This is a genomic window from Novosphingobium sp. FG90, assembly GCF_057808725.1.
Genome location: NZ_JBMDIO010000017.1, coordinates 17935 through 36210, shown reverse-complemented (window position 1 = coordinate 36210; position 18276 = coordinate 17935). Strand labels below are relative to the sequence as shown.

Below are 18276 nucleotides of genomic sequence, written 5' to 3'. Positions count from 1 at the left end.
GGGCCAGGCTCTCAGGCTGCCTTGCGGACGGCTGCGCCCAGCCACTGTCGCGCGCGGCGCTGGGCTTCGGCGATTTCGCGGGCGGTCATGTCGTCGGCCACTTCGGCGCGGCAAACGGCAGCTTCCTCGTGACCGCCAACGGCGGCAAGGTTGAACCACTTGTGCGCCTCGATCAGATCGCAGGGCGCGCCGTGGCTGCCGGTGGAGAAGGCGACGCCGAGGTCGAAATAGGCGGAAGCATCGCCTTGTGCGGCGGCGGACAGCGCCTCGGCGATGAGCATGTCGCCGGCGAAGTCGTTCGTGGCGGCCGGTACGGCGAGATCCTGGTTAGTCCAGACAGTTTCCATCGTAATCCCCGTGTCTTCCCAAAGGTTGTGACCGCGCGGACCCCAATCGTTTGCAAATGGCCGCTGCGCTCGATTTGGCCAATCTGGATCACGGCGCTCAAGAAATGGTTAACAGCGATTGCGCATGGTCCCCTCTGCCAGATTAACTCTGTGTCACCCCGAGACTGCGTTAAGAATTTTGTGGAGTGTCACGCATATACGCTTGTGCCGGTAAGAGTGCGGAATTATAGGCCGCCTCAACTGCGGATCGTTGTACGGTTACCGGAAAAATTCGGGGCTGCAGGGCGTTGGCGATCTGTGGAAGCACTGCGGAGTTTCTCTGGATGGCAACGGCCCTAGCTGACGAAATCGATGTACTCGCCAAGGCGAAGCGCGCAATTGGCGGCGCCTACATTTCCGAACCCAATGAAGAATACATGAACGAGGCTCAGCAGGATTATTTCCGGCGGCTGCTTCTTGCATGGAAGAAATCGATTCTGGATGCGGCGGCGGGCACGCTGCAGCAGCTTCAGGACGGCCCGATTCGCGAGCCTGACCTCAACGACCGCGCGTCTAGCGAGACCGACTGGGGCATCGAGCTGCGCACGCGCGACCGCCAGCGCAAGCTGATCGCCAAGATCGATTCGGCCATGCGCCGCATCGAGGAAGGCGAGTACGGCTACTGCGAGGTCACCGGTGAGCCGATCGGCCTCGGTCGCCTTGAAGCCCGTCCGATCGCGACCATGACGGTCGAGGCGCAGGAAGCGCACGAGCGTCGCGAAAAGGTCTCGCGCGACGACTGATTGTCTCGAACAATCAGGTCAAGACCCGGCTCCGACCCTGTCCGGAGCCGGGACATTAAGTCTTTGTTTGCCATTGGTGGCTAGGAATATGGGCCAATACGCGATAGTTTATCGCGTATTGGCGGCACGGTCGTGACGTGCATTCTGAAACGCCCGGACGAAGATCGCATGAACCAAGGTGAAAATCGGCAGATCGCGCGCGACAGCCTGTTCCTCATGGCTGACCTTCGCGTGGACGGTCTCGACGGCGATTTCCGGATCAAGGTCCGCAACCTCTCGGCAGGGGGCATGATGGGCGAAGGCACGGTGCGCGTCGTGCGGGGCACCGTCGTCTCAGTCAACATCCGCAACATCGGCTGGGTCGAGGGCTCGGTCGCGTGGGTGCAGGAAAACCGCTTCGGCGTCGCTTTCCGGGAAGATATCGACCCCCGTCTCGCTCGCGCGCAAGCTGGCCAGGCCGGCAAGGTCGAGCACATGACGCCCGACTACCTGCGCAACCATCAGGCACCCGCCACCGACGCGACGTTGCTGCGCAAGATCTGAGCGCGCAGGCGGAAAATTCCCGCGCGCCGGTTGCGGGGCTCGGGAAATCGGCTACTCCCTGTTCCATGCTGTCCAAGCGCCAAGCCTCGCGGGTGCTGGCCGTTGCGGCCGCCTTCATGCTCGCCTCCTGCAGCGGCTACGACAATTCGGCGCTGGGTGTTGCCGTGGTCGGGGAGCCGGACGATCCCTTTTCCGAAAGCGCCGACCTTTCAGCCGGAGCCGTACTTGTCCGGGCCTCGACGGTGGAGGGGCTGGTCGCCTTCGACGACGCGGGCCGCGTCATCCCGGCGCTGGCGGACCGCTGGATCGTCACTGACGATGGCCAGAGCTATATTTTCCGCCTGCGCGACGGCAACTGGGCGACCGGAGAGCCGATCACCGCCGATTCGGCGCGCCGCGCGATCAATGCCGCGCTCAAGGCGCTCGACGACGGGCCGCTGGCACACGACCTCGCGGGCATCGACGAGGTCCGTGCCATGGCTGGGCGCGTCATCGAAATCCGGCTGACAAGGCCGATGCCCTACCTGCTCCAGCTTCTCGCCCAGCCGGAACTGGGGCTCTACCGCAAGGGGCAGGGCACCGGCCCGATGAGCATGACCCGCTCGGGCGGGATGGCGACGCTCAGTGCGATCGATCCTGCGAAGCTGGGGATGCCGCCGATCGACAAGTGGGCCGAGCGAACCCGGCAGATTCACTTGCGCGCCCTCCCGGGTGCGCAGGCGGTGGCGGCATTCAACGACGGCAGCGTCGATCTCGTGCTTGGCGGGCGGCTGCAGGATTTCCTTCAGACCCGCTCGGTCGGCATTCTGCGCGGGACGATCCAGCTCGACCCGGTCGTCGGCCTGTTCGGCCTGCACGTGATGAACGACGAGGGCTTCCTGTCCGAGCCCGCCAACCGCGAGGCGCTGGCGATGGCGGTGGATCGGGAAGGGTTGATCGCGCCCTTCGGCGTCGGGGGCTGGTCCGCGACCACGCGCATCGTCACGCCCAGTCTTGACGGCGATCTCGGCACCATCGGCGAGCGCTGGGGCGGTCAGACGCTGGACGAGCGTCGGGCAGTGGCCATGGCGCGCGTGCGGGCATGGAGCGGATCGTCGGGAGCACGAACCCTGGCCCCGCACTTTCCCGCGACGGGTGCGTCCTCACCTGCAGTGCACCGAGTCCGCCTGACGCTCTGGCTGCCCGAAGGGGGGGGCTCCACGGCCCTGTTCAACCGGCTGGCCGCCGACTTCGGGATGATCGGCGTTGGCCTCGAGCGGGCCAAAGATATCGACGATGCCGATCTTGCGCTGATCGACGATGTCGCCCGCTATCCGCGCGCGGCGTGGTATCTCAATCGCCTGTCATGCCATGCGGGGCGTGGGCTCTGCTCGCAGGAGGCGGATGCGCGCGTGGCCGAGGCGGCCGGTGCGGCCACGCCCGCCGAACGGGCCGCCCTGTTGACCGAAGCGGAGGCGGAACTGACCGGCGCCAACGTCTTCATTCCCTTCGGAACGCCGATTCGCTGGTCGCTGGTGCGAGGCAGCGTAGACGGGTTTTCGGTAAACCCATGGGGATGGCATCCCTTGATGCCGCTGGCGTGGCTTCCCAAATGATTGTCAGCGGCACCTGAGACCGCTGTTCGACAAGAGGCTGGGAAATACGTGGTTAATCAATCCGCACGGCGTATGGACTTCGAGCTTCCGCTTGGAAATGATCCGGTATCGGTGCGACGCCGAGTGGAAGCGCTGGAGCGCGTGCTGGAACGAGCGTTCACAGTACCAGGCATCCGCCGTCAGGTCGGTCTTGACGCGGTTGTCGGGCTGGTCCCGGTCGCGGGAGATCTCGTTGCGGCGGCAATGGGCCTGTACCTTGTTTGGGAGGCGCGCAACCTTGGCATGTCGAAGTGGCAACTGGCCCGCATGACCGCCAATGTCGGGTTTGATACGCTGGTTGGCGCTATCCCCGTTGCGGGCGACCTGTTCGATTTCCTGTTCCGCTCGAACAGCCGCAACCTCAAGATCATTCGCAAGCATCTCGACAAGCATTACCCGCATACCCGGGTCATCGACGCCTGACGTGTCTGCGGCTATGAGCGAGGCATGAGATCCGCTGTCCTGGCCATGGCCCTGTTCGCGCTGGTTGCCTGTTCGAAGTCCGATTCCGCGCCCGGTCCCGGTGGCGTGACGATGGGCGAGGCGCGCGCGCTCGACGAGGCGGCAGCGATGCTGGACGAGCGGCGCCCGCCGGAAGGGGCTACCGTGCCGTCTGAAGCGCAGGCTACCGGGGCGGTGCAGTAATCAGTCGAAGCTGACCTTGCCGCGCCCGGCCTTGACCGAGCCGCGCAGCTTCTTGCCCTTCAGGCGCTGTTCCTTGCCGACGCGGTTGAGGCGGCTCTTGGCGCGCTTTTCAGGCAGCTTATGCGCCTCGGTAATAAGGTCGGCGAGGCGTTCGCGGGCATCGGCGCGGTTGGCTTCCTGCGTGCGGAAGCGGCGCGCGGTCAGCACCAGTTCGCCGCGCGCCGTCATCCGGCTGCCTGCGAGTTCCCTGAAGCGGGCGAAGACCGGCGGGGCGAGGCGCAGGGCGTAGATGTCGAGGCGCAACTGCACCGCCGTCGCCACCTTGTTGACGTTCTGCCCGCCCGGGCCGGTCGAGGCGATGAAGCTCTCGGTCGCGAGAGCCCAGGCGCGCTCGACGACCTCGTCGCTCATTCGGGGGCTGCTTCCGGGGTCACGTCCTCGAAACCGAGGGCGGCGAAGTCGGCGGGCAGGGGCGCGACCGCCACGATCGGCGCTTTCTCACCGCGCGGAACGGTGAGGCCGGCCGCATGAAGCATGGTGCGCGGGGCGCCGCCCTTGGCGCCGTAGACCGGATCGCCCAGCAGCGGGAAGCCGAGGCCCGCTGCGGCATGGACGCGAATCTGGTGGGTGCGGCCGGTCTCGGGGCGGAATTCCACGAGGGTCAGGCCGTTTCGTACATCCAGCTTGCGCCAGTGGGTGACGGCAGGCTTGCCCTTGCGCGCCGGGATCATGCGCCAGCCGTCCTTCGCTGTGCTGACCTTGGAGAGGTTGAGCGCGATGGTGCCTTCGTCCTCGGCCACTTCGCCCGCCACGATGCCGAGGTAGCGCTTTTCGACCGTGCGCTCCTCGAAGGCGGCGGAGAAGCGCTTGAGCGCCTTGGGGTTGCGCGCCAACAGCAGGCAGCCCGAAGTGTCGCGGTCGAGGCGGTGGACCGGCGCGGGTTCGCGCTGGAAGCCGAGCTTGAGTTCGTCGAGCCGGTCTTCCAGGCAGTGCCCGCCCGCGCGGGGACGGTCGAGCGGAAGGCCCGCAGGCTTGTCGATGACGAGCGCTTCGCCGTCTTCGAAGAGGATTTCGAGTTGCATCATCGTTTCTTTCGTCGTCCCGGCCTGCCGGCCGTGAACCGTGTTACCCTCGCCGCGGCTTCGACAAGCTCAGCCTGAGCGGGATTTGAATACTTGCTCTCAACCCGTTCAGGCTGAGCTTGTCGAAGCTCCTCGGCTCGAAAAGCAGTGGGTCTGTCCTCAGTCCACCGCCTCGGCAATTCGTCTGCAGGCCTCGACCAGCTGGGCCTCATCGGCCGCGAAGCTGATGCGGAAGCCGTCGCGCCCACCGAAGGCCGAAGCCGGGACGATCGCGACGCCGTGATCCAGCAGGTGCAGCGCCAGCTTGGCGTCGTCGCCAAAGCGCTCCATCAGCGGTGCAGCATCGACCATGCAGTAGAACGCGCCGTCGGGCACCGGCGTCGACAGGCCCGGGATCGCGTTGATTGCAGAGACCACCAGGTCGCGCCGGGCGCGGAAGCGTTCGCACCACTGGCTGAGGAATTCCTGCGGCCCCTCGAAAGCGGCCACGGCGGCGGCCTGGCTGATCGAGCAAGGGTTGCCCGAGGAGTGCGACTGCAGGCGCTCCATCGCCTTGATGAGCCACTCCGGCCCGGCGGCGACGCCGATGCGAAAACCCGTCATCGCGTGGCTCTTGGAGACGCCCGAGACGGTCAGGATGCGGTCCGCAAGGTCCGGGCACAGGTTCGCCAGCGTGGCGTGAGGTCCGCCCGTATAGTTGATCGGGGCGTAGATATCGTCCGACATCACCAGCACGCGCGGATGATGGCGCAGCACCTCGCCGATGCCGAGCAGCGTCTCCGCCGGCAGGCAGGCGCCGGTCGGGTTGCCGGGGCTGTTGAGCAGCACCCACAAGGTATTCGGCCCGATCTGCGCTTCGAGGTCTGCGGGCGTGAAGCGGAAGTTGTCCTTGGCGTGGGTGTGCAGGGGCACGACCTTGCCACCGGCGAAACGCACGATTTCCGGGTAGCTGACCCACCATGGGGCTGGGACGATCACCTCGTCGCCCTCACTGATCGTGGCCAGCATGGCATGGAAGATCGCCTGCTTGCCGCCCGCGCTGACGGTCACTTGCGACGTCGGAACCTCGATCCCCAGGTCGCGTGCGAAGTGCAGCGCGGCGGCCTGCTTGAGCAGCGAGGTGCCGCCCACGGGGGTGTACTTCGTCTGCCCGCCGTCGAGCGCGGCCTTGGCGGCTTCCAGCACGTGCGGCGGGGTGGCGAAGTCGGGCTCGCCGACCGAGAGCGAGATGATGTCGCGCCCGGCTTCGCGAAGCTGGGTGGCGCGGTCGGTCATCGCCGTGGTCTGTGACGGGGCGATGCGGGAAAGGGCGGTGGACAAGTGCATTGTGGGGCGTCTCTTAGAACAGGAGCCGAGGATCGCAAAGCATCGTCCGGCGGGGGCTTCGACAAGCTCAGCCTGAGCGGAATTTAAAGACCTGCTCTCAAAACCGCTCAGGCTGAGCTTGTCGAAGCCCCATCAGGCCGACCACGACCATCTACCATTTACAGCAACCGCGCCGGGATCAGCCCGCGCAGGGCATTGCCGATGAGGAACCCGCCGGCCAGATCGTCCAGCGTCAGCTCCGCTTCCACCGCGCGGCCTTCCTCCAGCAGCGAACGGCGCAGCACGCCCGGTAGCAGGCCCAGCGTCGCGGGCGGGGTCAGCAACGTGCCGTCGCGCTCGACGAACAGGTTGGTGAAGCAGCCCTCGGTCACGAGGCCATCGTCGCGCAGCAGAATCGCCTCGTCTGCGCCATTGGCTCGCGCCACTTCGAGACCCTTGTCGTAGAAGCCGCGATCAGTGGTCTTGTGGGCGAGGCGCCAGTCGCCGCTGTCCACCGGCAGGCGCAGCACAGCGACGCTTGCGGGCTCGGCGAGAGTGTCGGGCAGATCGGTCAGTTCCAGCGAGAACGCCCCGGTACGGCCGACGACGAGGCGCAGCTTCGACGGAGCTTCGGCCTCGAAGCACAGCGCCTGGATGGCGTTGCGCACCGCGTGCCGATCGAACCCGAAGCCCAGCGCGGCGGCGCTCGCGGCAACACGTTCGAGGTGCAGTTCGAGCAGCGCGATGCCCGTCTCGGGCGTGAAGCGCATCGTCTCGATCAGATCGAAGTTTGCAGGTGACACGACTTCCCCGGCAACCTGCACTTGCGACTCTCGCACGAAACCCCCTTTGACCAGGCATTCCCGCCATTCGGGAAGCGCTTGCGAATCCGCGACCACGGCGGACCCGACCCCTAGGACAGCGCGACCGTCACGGTCGAGACGCAGAGTGCGGATTGCCACATTGAAAGCCGCATCGCCAGAGGGTTCGATATAACCGATGGACCCGCAGTACACTCCGCGCGGCGCACTCTCGACCTCGGCGATCAGTTCCATGGCGCGGATCTTCGGCGCGCCGGTGATCGAGCCGCAGGGAAACAGCGCGCGCAGGAGGTCGAGCGCGCCGCGTCCTTCAGGCAGAGTGGCGCGCACCGTCGAAACCATCTGGTGAACGGTTGGATAACTTTCGATTATAAAAGGATTTTCCACCCTTACACTGCCTGCCTCGGCCACGCGCGACAAGTCGTTGCGCATGAGGTCGAGGATCATCAGGTTCTCGGCGCGATCCTTGGCGCTGGCGGCGAGATCGGCGGCGAGCGCGGCGTCCTCGGCGGCGCCGCGGCCGCGCGGGCGAGTGCCTTTCATCGGCCGCACTTCGACCTCGCGGCCCGAAAGGGTGAAGAACAGTTCCGGCGAGAAGCTGAGATGCCAGCGCGCGCCGTCGTGGATCACCGCGCCGTATCCGGCCGCCGCGCGCGGGCGCAGCGCGGCGTAGAGCGCCAGCGGATCGCCGCTCCATGCCCCGACTAGCGGCAGGGTGAGGTTGGCCTGGTAAATGTCGCCAGCTTGAATCGCACCGTGGATCGCGGCGAAAGCCTGCTCGTAGTCGCCGAGGTCGATCCGGGGCTCGAGCGGGCCGATTGCCGGGCGCTCCGACCGGGCGCGACCGGAAAGCCAGAGCGGCACCTGGGCGGGCGAGAGCGCCTCGTAGCCTTCGAAGGCCCCGAACCATAGCAATGGGCCTCCGGTGTCGCGCTGGCGTCCGGCAAGGCGCGGTTCCAGCGCCAGTCCGGCCTCGTAGGCGAGGTAGCCGGCAAGGTGCAGGCCATCCCGCGAAAGCGCCTGCAGGCGTTCGAGGGCGGGCAGGACGTCGCTGCCGCGCATCGCCACGACGGTTTCGCGGGGCGCGCGGTAGAGCCGGGCTTCGGAGGCGCCTTCGCTGCGGGCGTCATCGAGGAGGACGAAGGGGGCGGTCATGGGATCGGGCGGCGCTTTAGCGGCAGTTTGTCCGCCCGTACACCTCGTCGTCCCGGACGACGATATGTTGCTATGCGCTTCCATCGCGCTACACCGATGCTGCGACAGGGCTTGGAGATGACGGGATGAGCGAGATTTTCCTCGGACTTGGCGGCGGCAGCAATGGAGAGGGCGGAGAGCGGCAGGTGCTGCGGCTCGACCGCGCCAACCGGCATGGCCTGATCGCGGGGGCTACCGGCACCGGCAAGACCGTTACCCTGCAGACCATCGCCGAGCAGTTTTCCGCCGCCGGGGTGCCGGTGTTCCTGGCCGATGTGAAGGGCGACCTCTCGGGCATCTGCATGGCCGGCAGCCCGCAGTTCAAGAACGCCGCCATTCTGGAATCGCGGGCGAAGGAAAGCGGCATCGCCGACTATGCCTATGCCGACAATCCCGCGGTTTTCTGGGACATTTACGGCGAGCAGGGCCATCCGGTGCGCACTACCATCTCCGAGATGGGGCCGCTGTTGCTGGCCCGGCTGATGGACCTCAACGAGACGCAGGAGGGCGTGCTCAACATCGTCTTCCGGCTGGCCGACGACGAGGGACTGCTGCTGCTGGACCTCGAAGACCTGCAGGCGATGCTCGCTTACGTGGCACTCAACGGCACCCAACTGGCCACTAAGTACGGCAACGTGTCCAAGGCGAGCGTCGGAACCATCCAGCGACAGCTCCTCGCACTGGAGAGCCAGGGTGCGGCGCAGTTCTTCGGTGAGCCCGCGCTGGAGATCGCCGATTTCATCAAATGCGACGATCAGGGACGCGGCTACATCAACGTGCTCGCCGCCGACAAGCTGATGCGCAGCCCGAAGCTCTACGCAACGTTCCTGCTCTGGCTGCTGTCCGAGCTGTTCGAGGTGCTGCCCGAGGTCGGCGATCCCGAGAAGCCCAAGCTGGTGTTCTTCTTCGACGAGGCGCACCTGCTGTTCGACGATGCGCCCAAGGCGCTGCAGGACAAGGTCGAGCAGGTCGTCCGTCTCGTCCGCTCCAAGGGCGTGGGCGTCTACTTCGTGACGCAGAACCCGATCGACATTCCCGAGGAGATCGCCGGGCAGCTGGGCAACCGCGTCCAGCATGCGCTGCGCGCCTTCACCCCGCGTGACAAGCGCGCGATCAAGGCGGCGGCCGAGACCTTCCGCATCAACCCCAAGCTCGACGTCGAGGCCGCGATCACCGAGCTTAAGGTGGGCGAGGCGCTGGTCTCCACGCTGGGTGACGACGGCGCGCCTTCGGTGGTGCAGCGCACGCTGGTGGCGCCGCCGCGCTCGCGGCTGGGGCCGATCACCGACAAGGAGCGCGCGATCGTCCAGTCGATCAGCCCCTTCGACGGCAAGTACGATACCCGCGTGGACCGCGAGAGCGCGGAGGAAGTGCTCGCCGCCAAGGCCGCCGATGCCGCCGCGACAGCGCAGGAAGTCGAGGAAAAGGGCCGCGAGGAAGTGGCCAAGCAGGAACGCAAGAGCCCGGGCTTGTGGGACGGCATCGGCGGCAAGGTCGCCAAGGCCGCCGCCGGGGCCGCCGCCGCCAGCGCCGGGTCGATCCTCGCGCAGACGATGCAGGGCAAGAAGAGCCGCGCCAGCCCCAAGGCCTCGGCCGCCAGTGCCGCTGCCGGGACCGTGGGCGACGCGCTGGGCAAGGCGATCGGCTTTCCCGGCCTCGGCCGTTTTGCGCGCAACCTCATCGGAGGGCTGATGCGCTAGTGAGGGGCGTCGTCGTCCCGGACCTGCTCCGGGACCGGTGGCTATCTTCAGGTGGGCGGTCGCCGCGCGCGCGGCTACGCGGGCCGGTCACGGCCGGCGGTCCCGGAGCAGGCCCGGGACGACATATGGCCTTGTTGCTTGCGCTGTTGCTGATGTGCCTTGCGGTCGCCGCGCGCGCGCAGACGATCCCGCTCGGGCAGTTGGACGATGCCGCCCGGCCCACTGCCTATCGGCTGGACCTGACCATCGACCCTTCACGGCCGCGCTTTTCCGGCCATGTCGAGATCGATGCGGTACTGGCTGCACCCGCCTCCACCATCACGCTGCACGGGCGCGGGCTCGCCATGTCCCGTGTGCTTGCGATCGTCGGAGGGCGCACGATCGCGGGGCGCTGGCGGCAACTGGACCCCGTCGGCGTGGCGCAGGTCTCCTTTGCCGAGGCGCTTCCCGCCGGACCGATCACGCTGGCCTTTGATTACGAGGCGCCTTTCGCCGATGGGCCGGCGGGACTGTTCCGGGTTCAGGTCGAAGGCGCATGGCATGCCTGGACTCACTTCGAGGCGATCGACGCGCGGGCGGCCTTCCCGGGTTTCGACCAGCCCGGCTTCAAGACGCCCTTCACGCTCACCTTGCGGACTCCGCCGGGGCTGACCGCGATCGGCAATGCGCCGGAACAGGGGGCGCCCGCGATCGAAAACGGGCTTGCCGTCCACCGCTTCGCGCCCACGCCGCCGCTGCCCACGTATCTCGTCGCGATCATGGTCGGCCCTTTCGCCACGCTGGGGGCAGACGCGCCGCCGGAGGGGCCGCGCACGGAATCGCTTCCCTTGCGGATCGCCTCCACCCGGCAGAACGCCGACCGGCTCGCCTTCGCCCTTGACGGCACGCGCCGGATCACCGCGTTGCTGGAGGACTATTTCGGCACGCCCTTTCCCTTTCCCAAGCTGGATCAGGTCACCACGCCGATCCTGCCGGGGGCCATGGAGAACGCGGGCGCGGCGCTCTACCGTGACGACCTGCTGGTGATGGATGCCGACGCGCCCGTCACTCAGCAGCGTGCGTTCGGCGTGACCGTCGCGCATGAGCTGGGCCACCAGTGGTTCGGAAACCTCGTTACCCCCGCCTGGTGGGACGACCTGTGGCTGAACGAGAGCTTCGCGAACTGGATCGGCTACCGCATCGGCAATGCCTGGCGTCCGGACCTGGGCATCGCGGGAGATGCGCTGGGCTCGGGCTACGAGGCGATGGAGACGGACGCGCTGCTTGCGGGGCGGCCGGTGCGCCAGCCCATCGATGACAGCCGCCGGATCGATACCGCCTTCGATGCGATCACGTATGGCAAGGGCGGGCATGTCGTCGGCATGGTGGCGGCATGGCTGGGCGAGGAGCGGTTTCGCGAGGGCGTGCGCCGCTACATCGCCGCGCATCGGGGCGGCAGCGCGACCAGCGAGGACTTCTTCGCCGCGCTTGCCGAAGTCGCGGGCAATCCGAAGCTGGTGCCGGCGATGCGCAGCTTCGTCGAGCAGCAGGGCGTGCCGCTGCTGGCCATGCGGCGGGACGGGGACCGGGTTCTGGTGACGCAACTGCGCTACACGACGGCAGGCGTGGCCCCGCCTGAAACGCGCTGGACGATCCCGCTGTGCTTTCGGCGCGGGAGCGCGCAAGGAAGCACACAAGGAAGCACACAAGGCGATGAAACGCGCCGCTGTTTCATCATGGACCAGCACACCCAGAGCTTCACGATGCCCGGGGAAGGCCCGGTGTTTCCCAATGCGGGCGGCACCGGCTACTACCGCTTCGAACTGACGGCCGGGCACTGGCAGGAACTGATCGCCCGGGCCGACACCCTGCCCGGCGGCGAGGCACTGGCGCTGGTGGATTCGCTCTGGGCCTCGATCCGCGCCGGGCGGGGGACCATCGGCGAGATGGCGCGGCTGGAGCGCAAGCTGATCCGCCACTCGGATCCTCATGCCGCCGACGCGGCCGACAAGGCGCTGTCGAAGCTGGTACGCGAGAACATCGTCGGGGCATCCGGTCGGCGCGGGTTTCGCTTGCTGCGCGAAAAGCTCTATGTGCCGCTGCTCAGGGAATACGGCTTCGATCCGCGTGCGGGCATCTATGCGCACGAAGCGGCGGCGCGGGCGCAGCGGCGTGTGCAGGTGGTCAACGCGCTCGTCGGCACCGGAGCAGGGCGGCAACTGCGAAAGCAGCTGGATGCGGCTGCGGTGGCCTATCTGACGGGCGACCGGGGGGCGCTGGATCCGGCCTGGTTCGACCATGCCTTCGATCTGTACCTCTACGACCGCGCCCTCTCAGACCATGATGCGGCTGCCGTGCGCACCCTGCTGGAGAAGGCGCTGGCATCCGAGGACCCGGTGTTCCGGCCGGCGGCTCTGGCGGCAGTGGCGCGCACGGGGTTTCCCGAGATGGCGGCGTGGCTGCTGGCGCTCGATGATCCGCGCCTGCGTGAAAGCGAGCGGCGCGACCTTCTCGACGGGATCATGGCGCGCAGCGCGAGCCGGGAATACGGCTATGGCTGGGCGCTCGGCCATGTCGAGGGGCTGCTGCGCGGAGCGGACGGGCAGGCGTTCTCGACCAGACTGCCGCAGATGCTGGGGCGGTTCTGTTCGGTGGCCTGGGCGGACCGGATGGCGCGGGACTTCAAGGGTGCCTTTGCAGGTACGCCCGGCGCCCTGGAACTGGACCGCGCGATTGAACGGGTGCGCAACTGCGGCTTGCTCGACGACATGATGGGGCCGCAGATCGATGCGGAATTCGCGACGCTGCGGTAGTTTTCAGTTCCTCCCCGAGCCTGCCTGGCAGAGCGGTCGAGGGGGAGCGTTTCAGGAAGTTGCGCCTCCGTCAGCCCTTCGGGCTGCTACCTCCCCATCGCTTCGCGACGGGGAGGATTGGCGCGCTTACTCCATGAACCAGCCGTGGCTTGCCACCAGCGACTGCCCCGTCAGCGCATTGGTCGGGAAACCGGCGAAGAACAGCGCGACTTGCGCGATGTCGTCCACGGTGGTGAACTCGCTGTCCACCGTGCCGCCCAGCATCACGCGGCTGATGACCTCGTCCTCGGATATGCCAAGTTCCTTCGCCTGTTCGGGGATCTGCTTGTCCACCAGCGGGGTGCGCACGAAGCCCGGGCAGATCACGTTGGTGCGCACGCCCTTCTTGCCGCCTTCCTTGGCGATCACGCGGCTGAGGCCCAGCAGTCCGTGCTTGGCGGTGACATAGGCGCTCTTGAGCGGGCTTGCCTCCTTGGAGTGGACCGAGCCCATGAAGATCACCGAACCCGACCCCTGCGCGTACATGTGCGGCAGGACGGCCTTCGAGGTCAGGAACGCGCCGTCGAGGTGGATCGCCAGCATCTTCTTCCAGTCGGAATAGGCGTAGTTCTCGACCGGGTTGACGATCTGGATGCCGGCGTTGGAGACCAGCACGTCCACCGTGCCCCAGGCCGCGACCACCTTGGCGACGCCGTCGTTCACCTGCTCCTCGCTGGTGACGTCCATCGCCACGGCCATCGCCTGCCCGCCGCTGGCGACGATATCGTCGGCGGCCTTCTGCGCGGCTTCGAGGTTGAGGTCGGCGATCACCACCTTGCCGCCTTCACCGGCGTAGATGTCGGCGATGGCCTTGCCGATGCCGCTGGCGGCGCCGGTGACGATGCAGACCTTGTCCTTGAGCTTCATGCTGCTGCTCCATTTGAGGAATTCGAGGCGAGGGGATGTTTCAGGCGGCTGCCTGCGCGGTCTCCGGCAAGGTCGAAAGTCACGATCTCATCGGGGTCGATGTCGCGGTTTACCCAGTCCGGATGGCGCAGCGAATGCTCGGCGTCGACATGGCCGCAATGCCAGTGCTCGTCGATGGTCAGGCGCGAAAATTCGTAGTCCTTGGAGTTCGTCTCGTAGCCGTGCGCGCGGTTGATGAGATGCATCACCGCGACCGCGCCTGCCGGGCGGCAGTCGAGCAGGCGGGCGAGATCGGGGTCGTCCTGGAATTCCTCGGGCAGTCTGCGGGCGAGGCGCTTGGCGGCGGCGCGCAGCTTCTGGAGGGCTTTCGAGGTGTCGGTATTGAGCCGGGTGCGGCTGGAAAAGCGGATGTCCTTCTCGCGCTGGGCGATGTCGGCCATCGAGGTCGGCACGATCCCGCGCGAGGAGAACAGGTCCACCTGGTAGACGTTCATCTCCTGCATCGAGCGGTTGTCGAGCACGTATTGCAGCGGCGTGTTGGAGACGAGGCCGCCGTCCCAGTACCATTCGCCGTCGATTTCCACCGGCGGGAAGCCGGGGGGCAGGGCGCCGCTGGCCATGATATGCTCGGGGCCGATGGTGCGTTCGGTGTTGTCGAAATAGGCGAAGTTGCCCTTGAGCATGTTGACCGCGCCGACGCTGAAGCGGGTTTCGGCGCGGTTGAGGCGGTCGAAATCGACGAGGTCGAGCAGCGTGTGGCGCAGCGGCGTGGTGTCGTAGTAGCTCAGGCGCGAGAGGTGGTTCGGCCACTCGGGCAGCGGCATCGGCCAGCGCGGGGTGAAAAAGCCGGGAAGGCCCATGGTGGCGGCATATTGCGCGGAGGCTTCGTTGAAGGCACGGCGGGCGAAGCCGATCGGTTCGTCGAGGCGGTATTGCAACTCGCGTGAGATGCCGTGCCAGAACTTCTTGAGCGCGGGGATGCGGTCCTGAGGGGCGTTTCCGGCGATCAGGGCGGCGTTGATCGCGCCGATGCATATGCCCGCAACCCAGTCGGGAGCGATGTCGCGTTCCGCCAGCGCTTCGTAGACACCAGCCTGATAAGCGCCGAGGGCTCCGCCGCCCTGCAGCACGAGTACGGATTGGGGATCGGGATCAGGTGCGTTCACGGCGCCATCCTGTTTGAGAGGAACCTGTTGCGGTGCAACATGTGGCGTACCGGGAGGTTCCTTTCAATCTGCATTTGCGAGAGGTTGCGCAAATGCCCACCCCGCTGCGACTAGGGCCGGTGGCCCAAGTCTCGCTCCCCTCCCGCAAGCGGAAGGGGCGTTGTACAGAACGTTCTCGCCCCGCTGTCGTCACCCTGAACTTGTTTCAGGGTCCATCGCGCCTCATACCCAGTGCTTTGCTGCAGCAAACCGGGAGCGCCGATAGTGACATGAGCCTGCAGGTACGACCGCCCGATGGACCCTGAAACAAGTTCAGGGTGACGGGATGAAGCAGGTTGATCTCGATGCTGGAGGGGCTGGGTGTGGTGCCCTTCTTCTCAAGCCTCCACTTCCTCAAGGCTCGGCTCGCTGGCAGCTTCCAGCAGGCGGCGTTCGATGGCCTTGATGCGCGGTGTGGCGGTGATCTTCTCGCCCAGCAGGTCCGTCACGTAGAAAGTGTCCGCCGCCCGCTCGCCATACGTCGCGATATGGGCCGAGTGGACCATCAGCTTGGATTCGAACAGCGCATGTGCCAGCCGGTTGAGCAGCGCCGGGCGGTCGCGCGCGTTGATCTCGACCACGGTGAAGCGGTTCGACGCCTTGTTGTCGAACAGGACGCGCGGGCGCACCTCGAAGGCGTCGGCGCGCGGGCGCGCGTCGGGCTTGGCGACCAGCTGCGGCAGGATCTTGATGCGGTTGGCGAGCGCGTTCTCGATGGTGAGTTCGAGGCGGCGTAGCTGCCCGTACTCCATGAAAGGCCGTCCCAGCGGGTCCTGCACGAGGAAGTTGTCGACCGCGCGGCCGGTCCGCGTCGTGTGGATGCGCGCGTCGATGATGTTGCCGCCCGCCAGATGGATGCCCCCGGCGATGCGGTAGAACAGGCCGGGGTGGTCCGAGGCGATCACCGTCACCAGCGTCGCCCCGCGGGCCGGGTAGTATTCGGTCGAGATCGACAGTGGTTCGTCGTCCGAAGCATCGAGCTGGATGAGGTTGCGGGCGATGACGTCTTCGGGCTCGGCGATCCAGTAGGCGTCGCCGAGGATCGCGCCGACCTTCTCGACCAGTGCGGCATAGGCGCCGCCCATCGCCTCGACCTGCGCCTTCTTGGCCTCGACCCGCTTGGGACGACCGAACTCTGCGTGCCCGAGACGCAGGCGTTCCTCGGCCGCGCCGTAGAGCGTGGCGATCAGCTGGCGCTTCCACGAATTCCAGGTGCCCGGCCCGACCGCGCGGATGTCGACGATGGTGAGCACCGTCAGCTGGCGCAGGCGATCAACCGACTGCACGACCTCGACGAAGTCGGCGATGGTCTTGCCGTCCGACAGATCGCGCTTCATTGCGGTGGCGGAGAGCAGCAGGTGATGGCGCACCAGCCAGGAGACCAGTTCGGTCTCCTCCTCGTCCAGCCCGAAGCGCGGGCACAGCTTGAGCGCGATCTCGGCGCCCAGCACCGAGTGGTCGCCCTTGCGGCCCTTGGCGATATCGTGGAGCAGCACCGAGACGTAGAGCGCCCGGCGCGAGCGGACCTTGTGGATTACCTCATGCGCGAGGGGGTGGTCGTCCTTCAGTTCGCCCTTCTCGATGCGGGAGACGAGGCCGATGGCGCGGATGGTGTGCTCGTCCACCGTGTAGTGGTGGTACATGTCGAACTGCATCTGCGCGTTGACGCGGCCGAATTCAGTGACGAAGCGGCCGAACACCCCCGCCTCGTTGAAGCTGCGCAGCGCCACTTCGGGGTTCCGGCGGCTGGTGAGCAGTTCCATGAACAGCTCATTGGCGCGCTTGTCGCTCCGCACCTCGTCCTTGATCAGCGCGGCATCGCGCGAGATCAGGCGCAGGGTCTCGGGGTGGATTTCCAGCCCCTCGCGCTCGGCGAGGACGAAGATTTCGATCATCCGGACCGGATCGCTCTCGAACCAGTCGTCCGAGGGCGCGCGCAGACGGCCGCCGAACACCTTGTAGCCCTTGAGCAGCCGTTCGCGGGCGCGGAAACCCGCCAGCAGCCCGCGCGGCTGGCGCTTGGCGAACTGCTCGTCGAGCTGCGCGAGGAACACGCCGGTCAGGCTGCCGACGACCTTGGCCTGCAGGAAGAACATCTGCATGAACCGTTCGACCGCGCTCTTGCCGGGCCGGTCGGAGAAATTCATGCGCGCCGCCACTTCGCGCTGGAGGTCGAAGGTCAGGCGGTCCTCGGCGCGGCGGGTGATGGTGTGAAGGTGGCAGCGCACCGCCCAGAAGAAGTTCTCGGCGCGGCGGAAACTGCGGTATTCCTTGGCCGTCAGCAGCCCCACGTCGACCAGTTCGGCGGGGGAGCGGACCTTGTGGATGTACTTGCCGATCCAGTAGAGCGCGTGAAGGTCGCGCAAGGAGCCCTTGCCCTCCTTGACGTTGGGCTCGACGACATAACGGCTGTCGCCCATGCGCTTGTGGCGTTCCTCGCGCTCGGCCAGCTTCTCGACAACGAACTGCCGTTCGGTGCCGGAGACCACGTCCTTGAAGAAGCGGGCGCGGGCCTCTTCGTACAAGTCCTGATCGCCCCAGACGTAGCGGCCCTCCAGCATCGCGGTGCGGATCGTCAGGTCGGACTTCGACATGCGCACCATGTCGTCGAGCGAGCGGCTGGAATGGCCGATCTTGAGCGACAGGTCCCACATGAAGTAGAGCATCGCCTCGATCACCTGCTCGCACCAGGGCGTCTGCTTGATCGGGGTGAGAAACGCGATGTCCACGTCGGAATGGGGGGCCATCTCGCCCCGGCCGTAGCCGCCGACCGCCATGATCGTCAGCCGCTCGCCCTTCGATCGGTTGCCCGCCGGGTAGACGTTGGTGACGACGTGGTCGTGGATCACGCGGATCAGCTGGTCGGTGAGGAACGCCTGCGCCTCTGCCACCTCGTGCCCGGCGGAGGGCTTGGCGTCGAGGCGGCGGGCTATTTCGTCGCGCCCGTCGGCAAGGGCGGTGCGCAGCGTTTCGACGATGTAGCGCCGCCCCTTGGCGGCGCCGTAGGCTTCCACCAGCTTCTCGATCGTCTGCACGAGTTCGCGCCGGTCGATCACGGAACGGGGGGAGGGGATTCGGATCACGCTGCTCATGCGTCCTGACTTAGAGACTGCCTTGGAATTGGGAAAGTATTCGTCTTGCCGGATGGGGCTTCGACAGGCTGTGCCTGACCCTTCGACAAGCTCAGGGTGAGCGGGGGTGGTGTAAGGCCGCCCCCTCCATTCCGCTCAGGCTGAGCTTGTCGAAGCCCCATCGGCATACGCCCCATACCGCGCGAAAGTGAAAAGCCCGCTACCATCGGGCATCGCCCTATGCCAGAA

General features: G+C 66.8%; 15 protein-coding genes. 7 read left to right on the top strand and 8 right to left on the bottom strand.

From position 1 onward, the window contains the following. Window positions 1–11: 11 nt before the first annotated feature. Entirely contained in the window at window positions 12–347 is a 336-nt protein-coding gene (locus tag ACODRZ_RS15555; protein ID WP_488971776.1) for an SEL1-like repeat protein, read from the bottom strand. 323 nt (window positions 348–670) lie between these two features. Between ACODRZ_RS15555 and dksA the strand changes: the two genes are divergently transcribed. The 5 genes from dksA to ACODRZ_RS15530 all read left to right on the top strand — a co-directional run bounded on the left by dksA (window position 671) and on the right by ACODRZ_RS15530 (window position 3951). Continuing rightward, the gene (gene dksA / locus ACODRZ_RS15550; RefSeq protein ID WP_488971777.1) at window positions 671–1129 is read left to right on the top strand and encodes an RNA polymerase-binding protein DksA; all 459 of its coding nucleotides are present in this window, start codon (window positions 671–673) and stop codon (window positions 1127–1129) included. A gap of 168 nt (window positions 1130–1297) precedes the next feature. Continuing rightward, window positions 1298–1672 carry a PilZ domain-containing protein gene (locus ACODRZ_RS15545; RefSeq protein WP_488971778.1) on the top strand — a complete coding sequence of 125 codons (375 nt, stop codon included), beginning with the start codon at window positions 1298–1300 and terminating at the stop codon, window positions 1670–1672. 65 nt (window positions 1673–1737) lie between these two features. Next, complete coding sequence (locus tag ACODRZ_RS15540) at window positions 1738–3267, top strand: ABC transporter substrate-binding protein (RefSeq protein ID WP_488971779.1); 1530 nt, start codon at window positions 1738–1740, stop codon at window positions 3265–3267. Window positions 3268–3339: 72 nt separating this feature from the next. Further along, window positions 3340–3729, top strand: a complete 390-nt coding sequence (locus ACODRZ_RS15535) for a DUF4112 domain-containing protein (RefSeq protein ID WP_488971805.1) — start codon at window positions 3340–3342, stop codon at window positions 3727–3729. A gap of 24 nt (window positions 3730–3753) precedes the next feature. Continuing rightward, window positions 3754–3951, top strand: coding sequence for a hypothetical protein (locus tag ACODRZ_RS15530; RefSeq protein ID WP_488971780.1), 198 nt, complete (start codon window positions 3754–3756; stop codon window positions 3949–3951). Here the strand turns inward: ACODRZ_RS15530 and arfB are convergent, their stop codons facing one another. From arfB to pabB, 4 genes are all read right to left on the bottom strand, one after another. Then, a complete protein-coding gene (gene arfB / locus ACODRZ_RS15525; protein WP_488971781.1) occupies window positions 3952–4362 on the bottom strand; it encodes an alternative ribosome rescue aminoacyl-tRNA hydrolase ArfB in 411 nt (136 codons plus the stop codon). After that, on the bottom strand, window positions 4359–5033 hold the full coding sequence (locus tag ACODRZ_RS15520; protein ID WP_488971782.1) for an RluA family pseudouridine synthase: 675 nt from the start codon (window positions 5031–5033) through the stop codon (window positions 4359–4361). Before ACODRZ_RS15520 ends, arfB begins: the two co-directional genes overlap by 4 nt. A 159-nt stretch (window positions 5034–5192) precedes the next feature. After that, window positions 5193–6359 (bottom strand): pyridoxal phosphate-dependent aminotransferase, encoded by a 1167-nt coding sequence (locus ACODRZ_RS15515; RefSeq protein WP_488971783.1) that lies wholly within the window; start codon window positions 6357–6359, stop codon window positions 5193–5195. A 158-nt stretch (window positions 6360–6517) separates the two neighbouring features. Further along, a complete protein-coding gene (gene pabB, locus ACODRZ_RS15510) occupies window positions 6518–8314 on the bottom strand; it encodes an aminodeoxychorismate synthase component I (RefSeq protein WP_488971784.1) in 1797 nt (598 codons plus the stop codon). A 125-nt stretch (window positions 8315–8439) separates the two neighbouring features. On the opposite strand from pabB, the gene ACODRZ_RS15505 reads away from it, so the two are divergent. Continuing rightward, on the top strand, window positions 8440–10053 hold the full coding sequence (locus tag ACODRZ_RS15505) for a helicase HerA-like domain-containing protein (RefSeq protein WP_488971785.1): 1614 nt from the start codon (window positions 8440–8442) through the stop codon (window positions 10051–10053). Window positions 10054–10178: 125 nt separating this feature from the next. After that, on the top strand, window positions 10179–12845 hold the full coding sequence (locus ACODRZ_RS15500; protein ID WP_488971786.1) for a M1 family metallopeptidase: 2667 nt from the start codon (window positions 10179–10181) through the stop codon (window positions 12843–12845). A gap of 126 nt (window positions 12846–12971) precedes the next feature. Here the strand turns inward: ACODRZ_RS15500 and ACODRZ_RS15495 are convergent, their stop codons facing one another. From ACODRZ_RS15495 to ACODRZ_RS15485, 3 genes are all read right to left on the bottom strand, one after another. After that, window positions 12972–13751, bottom strand: a complete 780-nt coding sequence (locus tag ACODRZ_RS15495) for a 3-hydroxybutyrate dehydrogenase (RefSeq protein WP_330703261.1) — start codon at window positions 13749–13751, stop codon at window positions 12972–12974. Further along, window positions 13748–14917: a DUF3734 domain-containing protein gene (locus ACODRZ_RS15490; protein WP_488971787.1), complete on the bottom strand. Its 1170-nt coding sequence runs from the start codon at window positions 14915–14917 to the stop codon at window positions 13748–13750. Before ACODRZ_RS15490 ends, ACODRZ_RS15495 begins: the two co-directional genes overlap by 4 nt. A gap of 377 nt (window positions 14918–15294) precedes the next feature. Then, entirely contained in the window at window positions 15295–18048 is a 2754-nt protein-coding gene (locus ACODRZ_RS15485) for a [protein-PII] uridylyltransferase (RefSeq protein WP_488971788.1), read from the bottom strand. Window positions 18049–18276 lie beyond the last annotated feature (228 nt).

Coding starts and splice junctions, on each gene's coding strand:
- ACODRZ_RS15555 (WP_488971776.1), bottom strand. CDS start 347: ATGGAAACTGTCTGGACTAACCAGGATCTCGCCGTACCGGCCGCCACG.
- dksA (WP_488971777.1), top strand. CDS start 671: ATGGCAACGGCCCTAGCTGACGAAATCGATGTACTCGCCAAGGCGAAG.
- ACODRZ_RS15545 (WP_488971778.1), top strand. CDS start 1,298: ATGAACCAAGGTGAAAATCGGCAGATCGCGCGCGACAGCCTGTTCCTC.
- ACODRZ_RS15540 (WP_488971779.1), top strand. CDS start 1,738: ATGCTGTCCAAGCGCCAAGCCTCGCGGGTGCTGGCCGTTGCGGCCGCC.
- ACODRZ_RS15535 (WP_488971805.1), top strand. CDS start 3,340: ATGGACTTCGAGCTTCCGCTTGGAAATGATCCGGTATCGGTGCGACGC.
- ACODRZ_RS15530 (WP_488971780.1), top strand. CDS start 3,754: ATGAGATCCGCTGTCCTGGCCATGGCCCTGTTCGCGCTGGTTGCCTGT.
- arfB (WP_488971781.1), bottom strand. CDS start 4,362: ATGAGCGACGAGGTCGTCGAGCGCGCCTGGGCTCTCGCGACCGAGAGC.
- ACODRZ_RS15520 (WP_488971782.1), bottom strand. CDS start 5,033: ATGCAACTCGAAATCCTCTTCGAAGACGGCGAAGCGCTCGTCATCGAC.
- ACODRZ_RS15515 (WP_488971783.1), bottom strand. CDS start 6,359: ATGCACTTGTCCACCGCCCTTTCCCGCATCGCCCCGTCACAGACCACG.
- pabB (WP_488971784.1), bottom strand. CDS start 8,314: ATGACCGCCCCCTTCGTCCTCCTCGATGACGCCCGCAGCGAAGGCGCC.
- ACODRZ_RS15505 (WP_488971785.1), top strand. CDS start 8,440: ATGAGCGAGATTTTCCTCGGACTTGGCGGCGGCAGCAATGGAGAGGGC.
- ACODRZ_RS15500 (WP_488971786.1), top strand. CDS start 10,179: ATGGCCTTGTTGCTTGCGCTGTTGCTGATGTGCCTTGCGGTCGCCGCG.
- ACODRZ_RS15495 (WP_330703261.1), bottom strand. CDS start 13,751: ATGAAGCTCAAGGACAAGGTCTGCATCGTCACCGGCGCCGCCAGCGGC.
- ACODRZ_RS15485 (WP_488971788.1), bottom strand. CDS start 18,048: ATGAGCAGCGTGATCCGAATCCCCTCCCCCCGTTCCGTGATCGACCGG.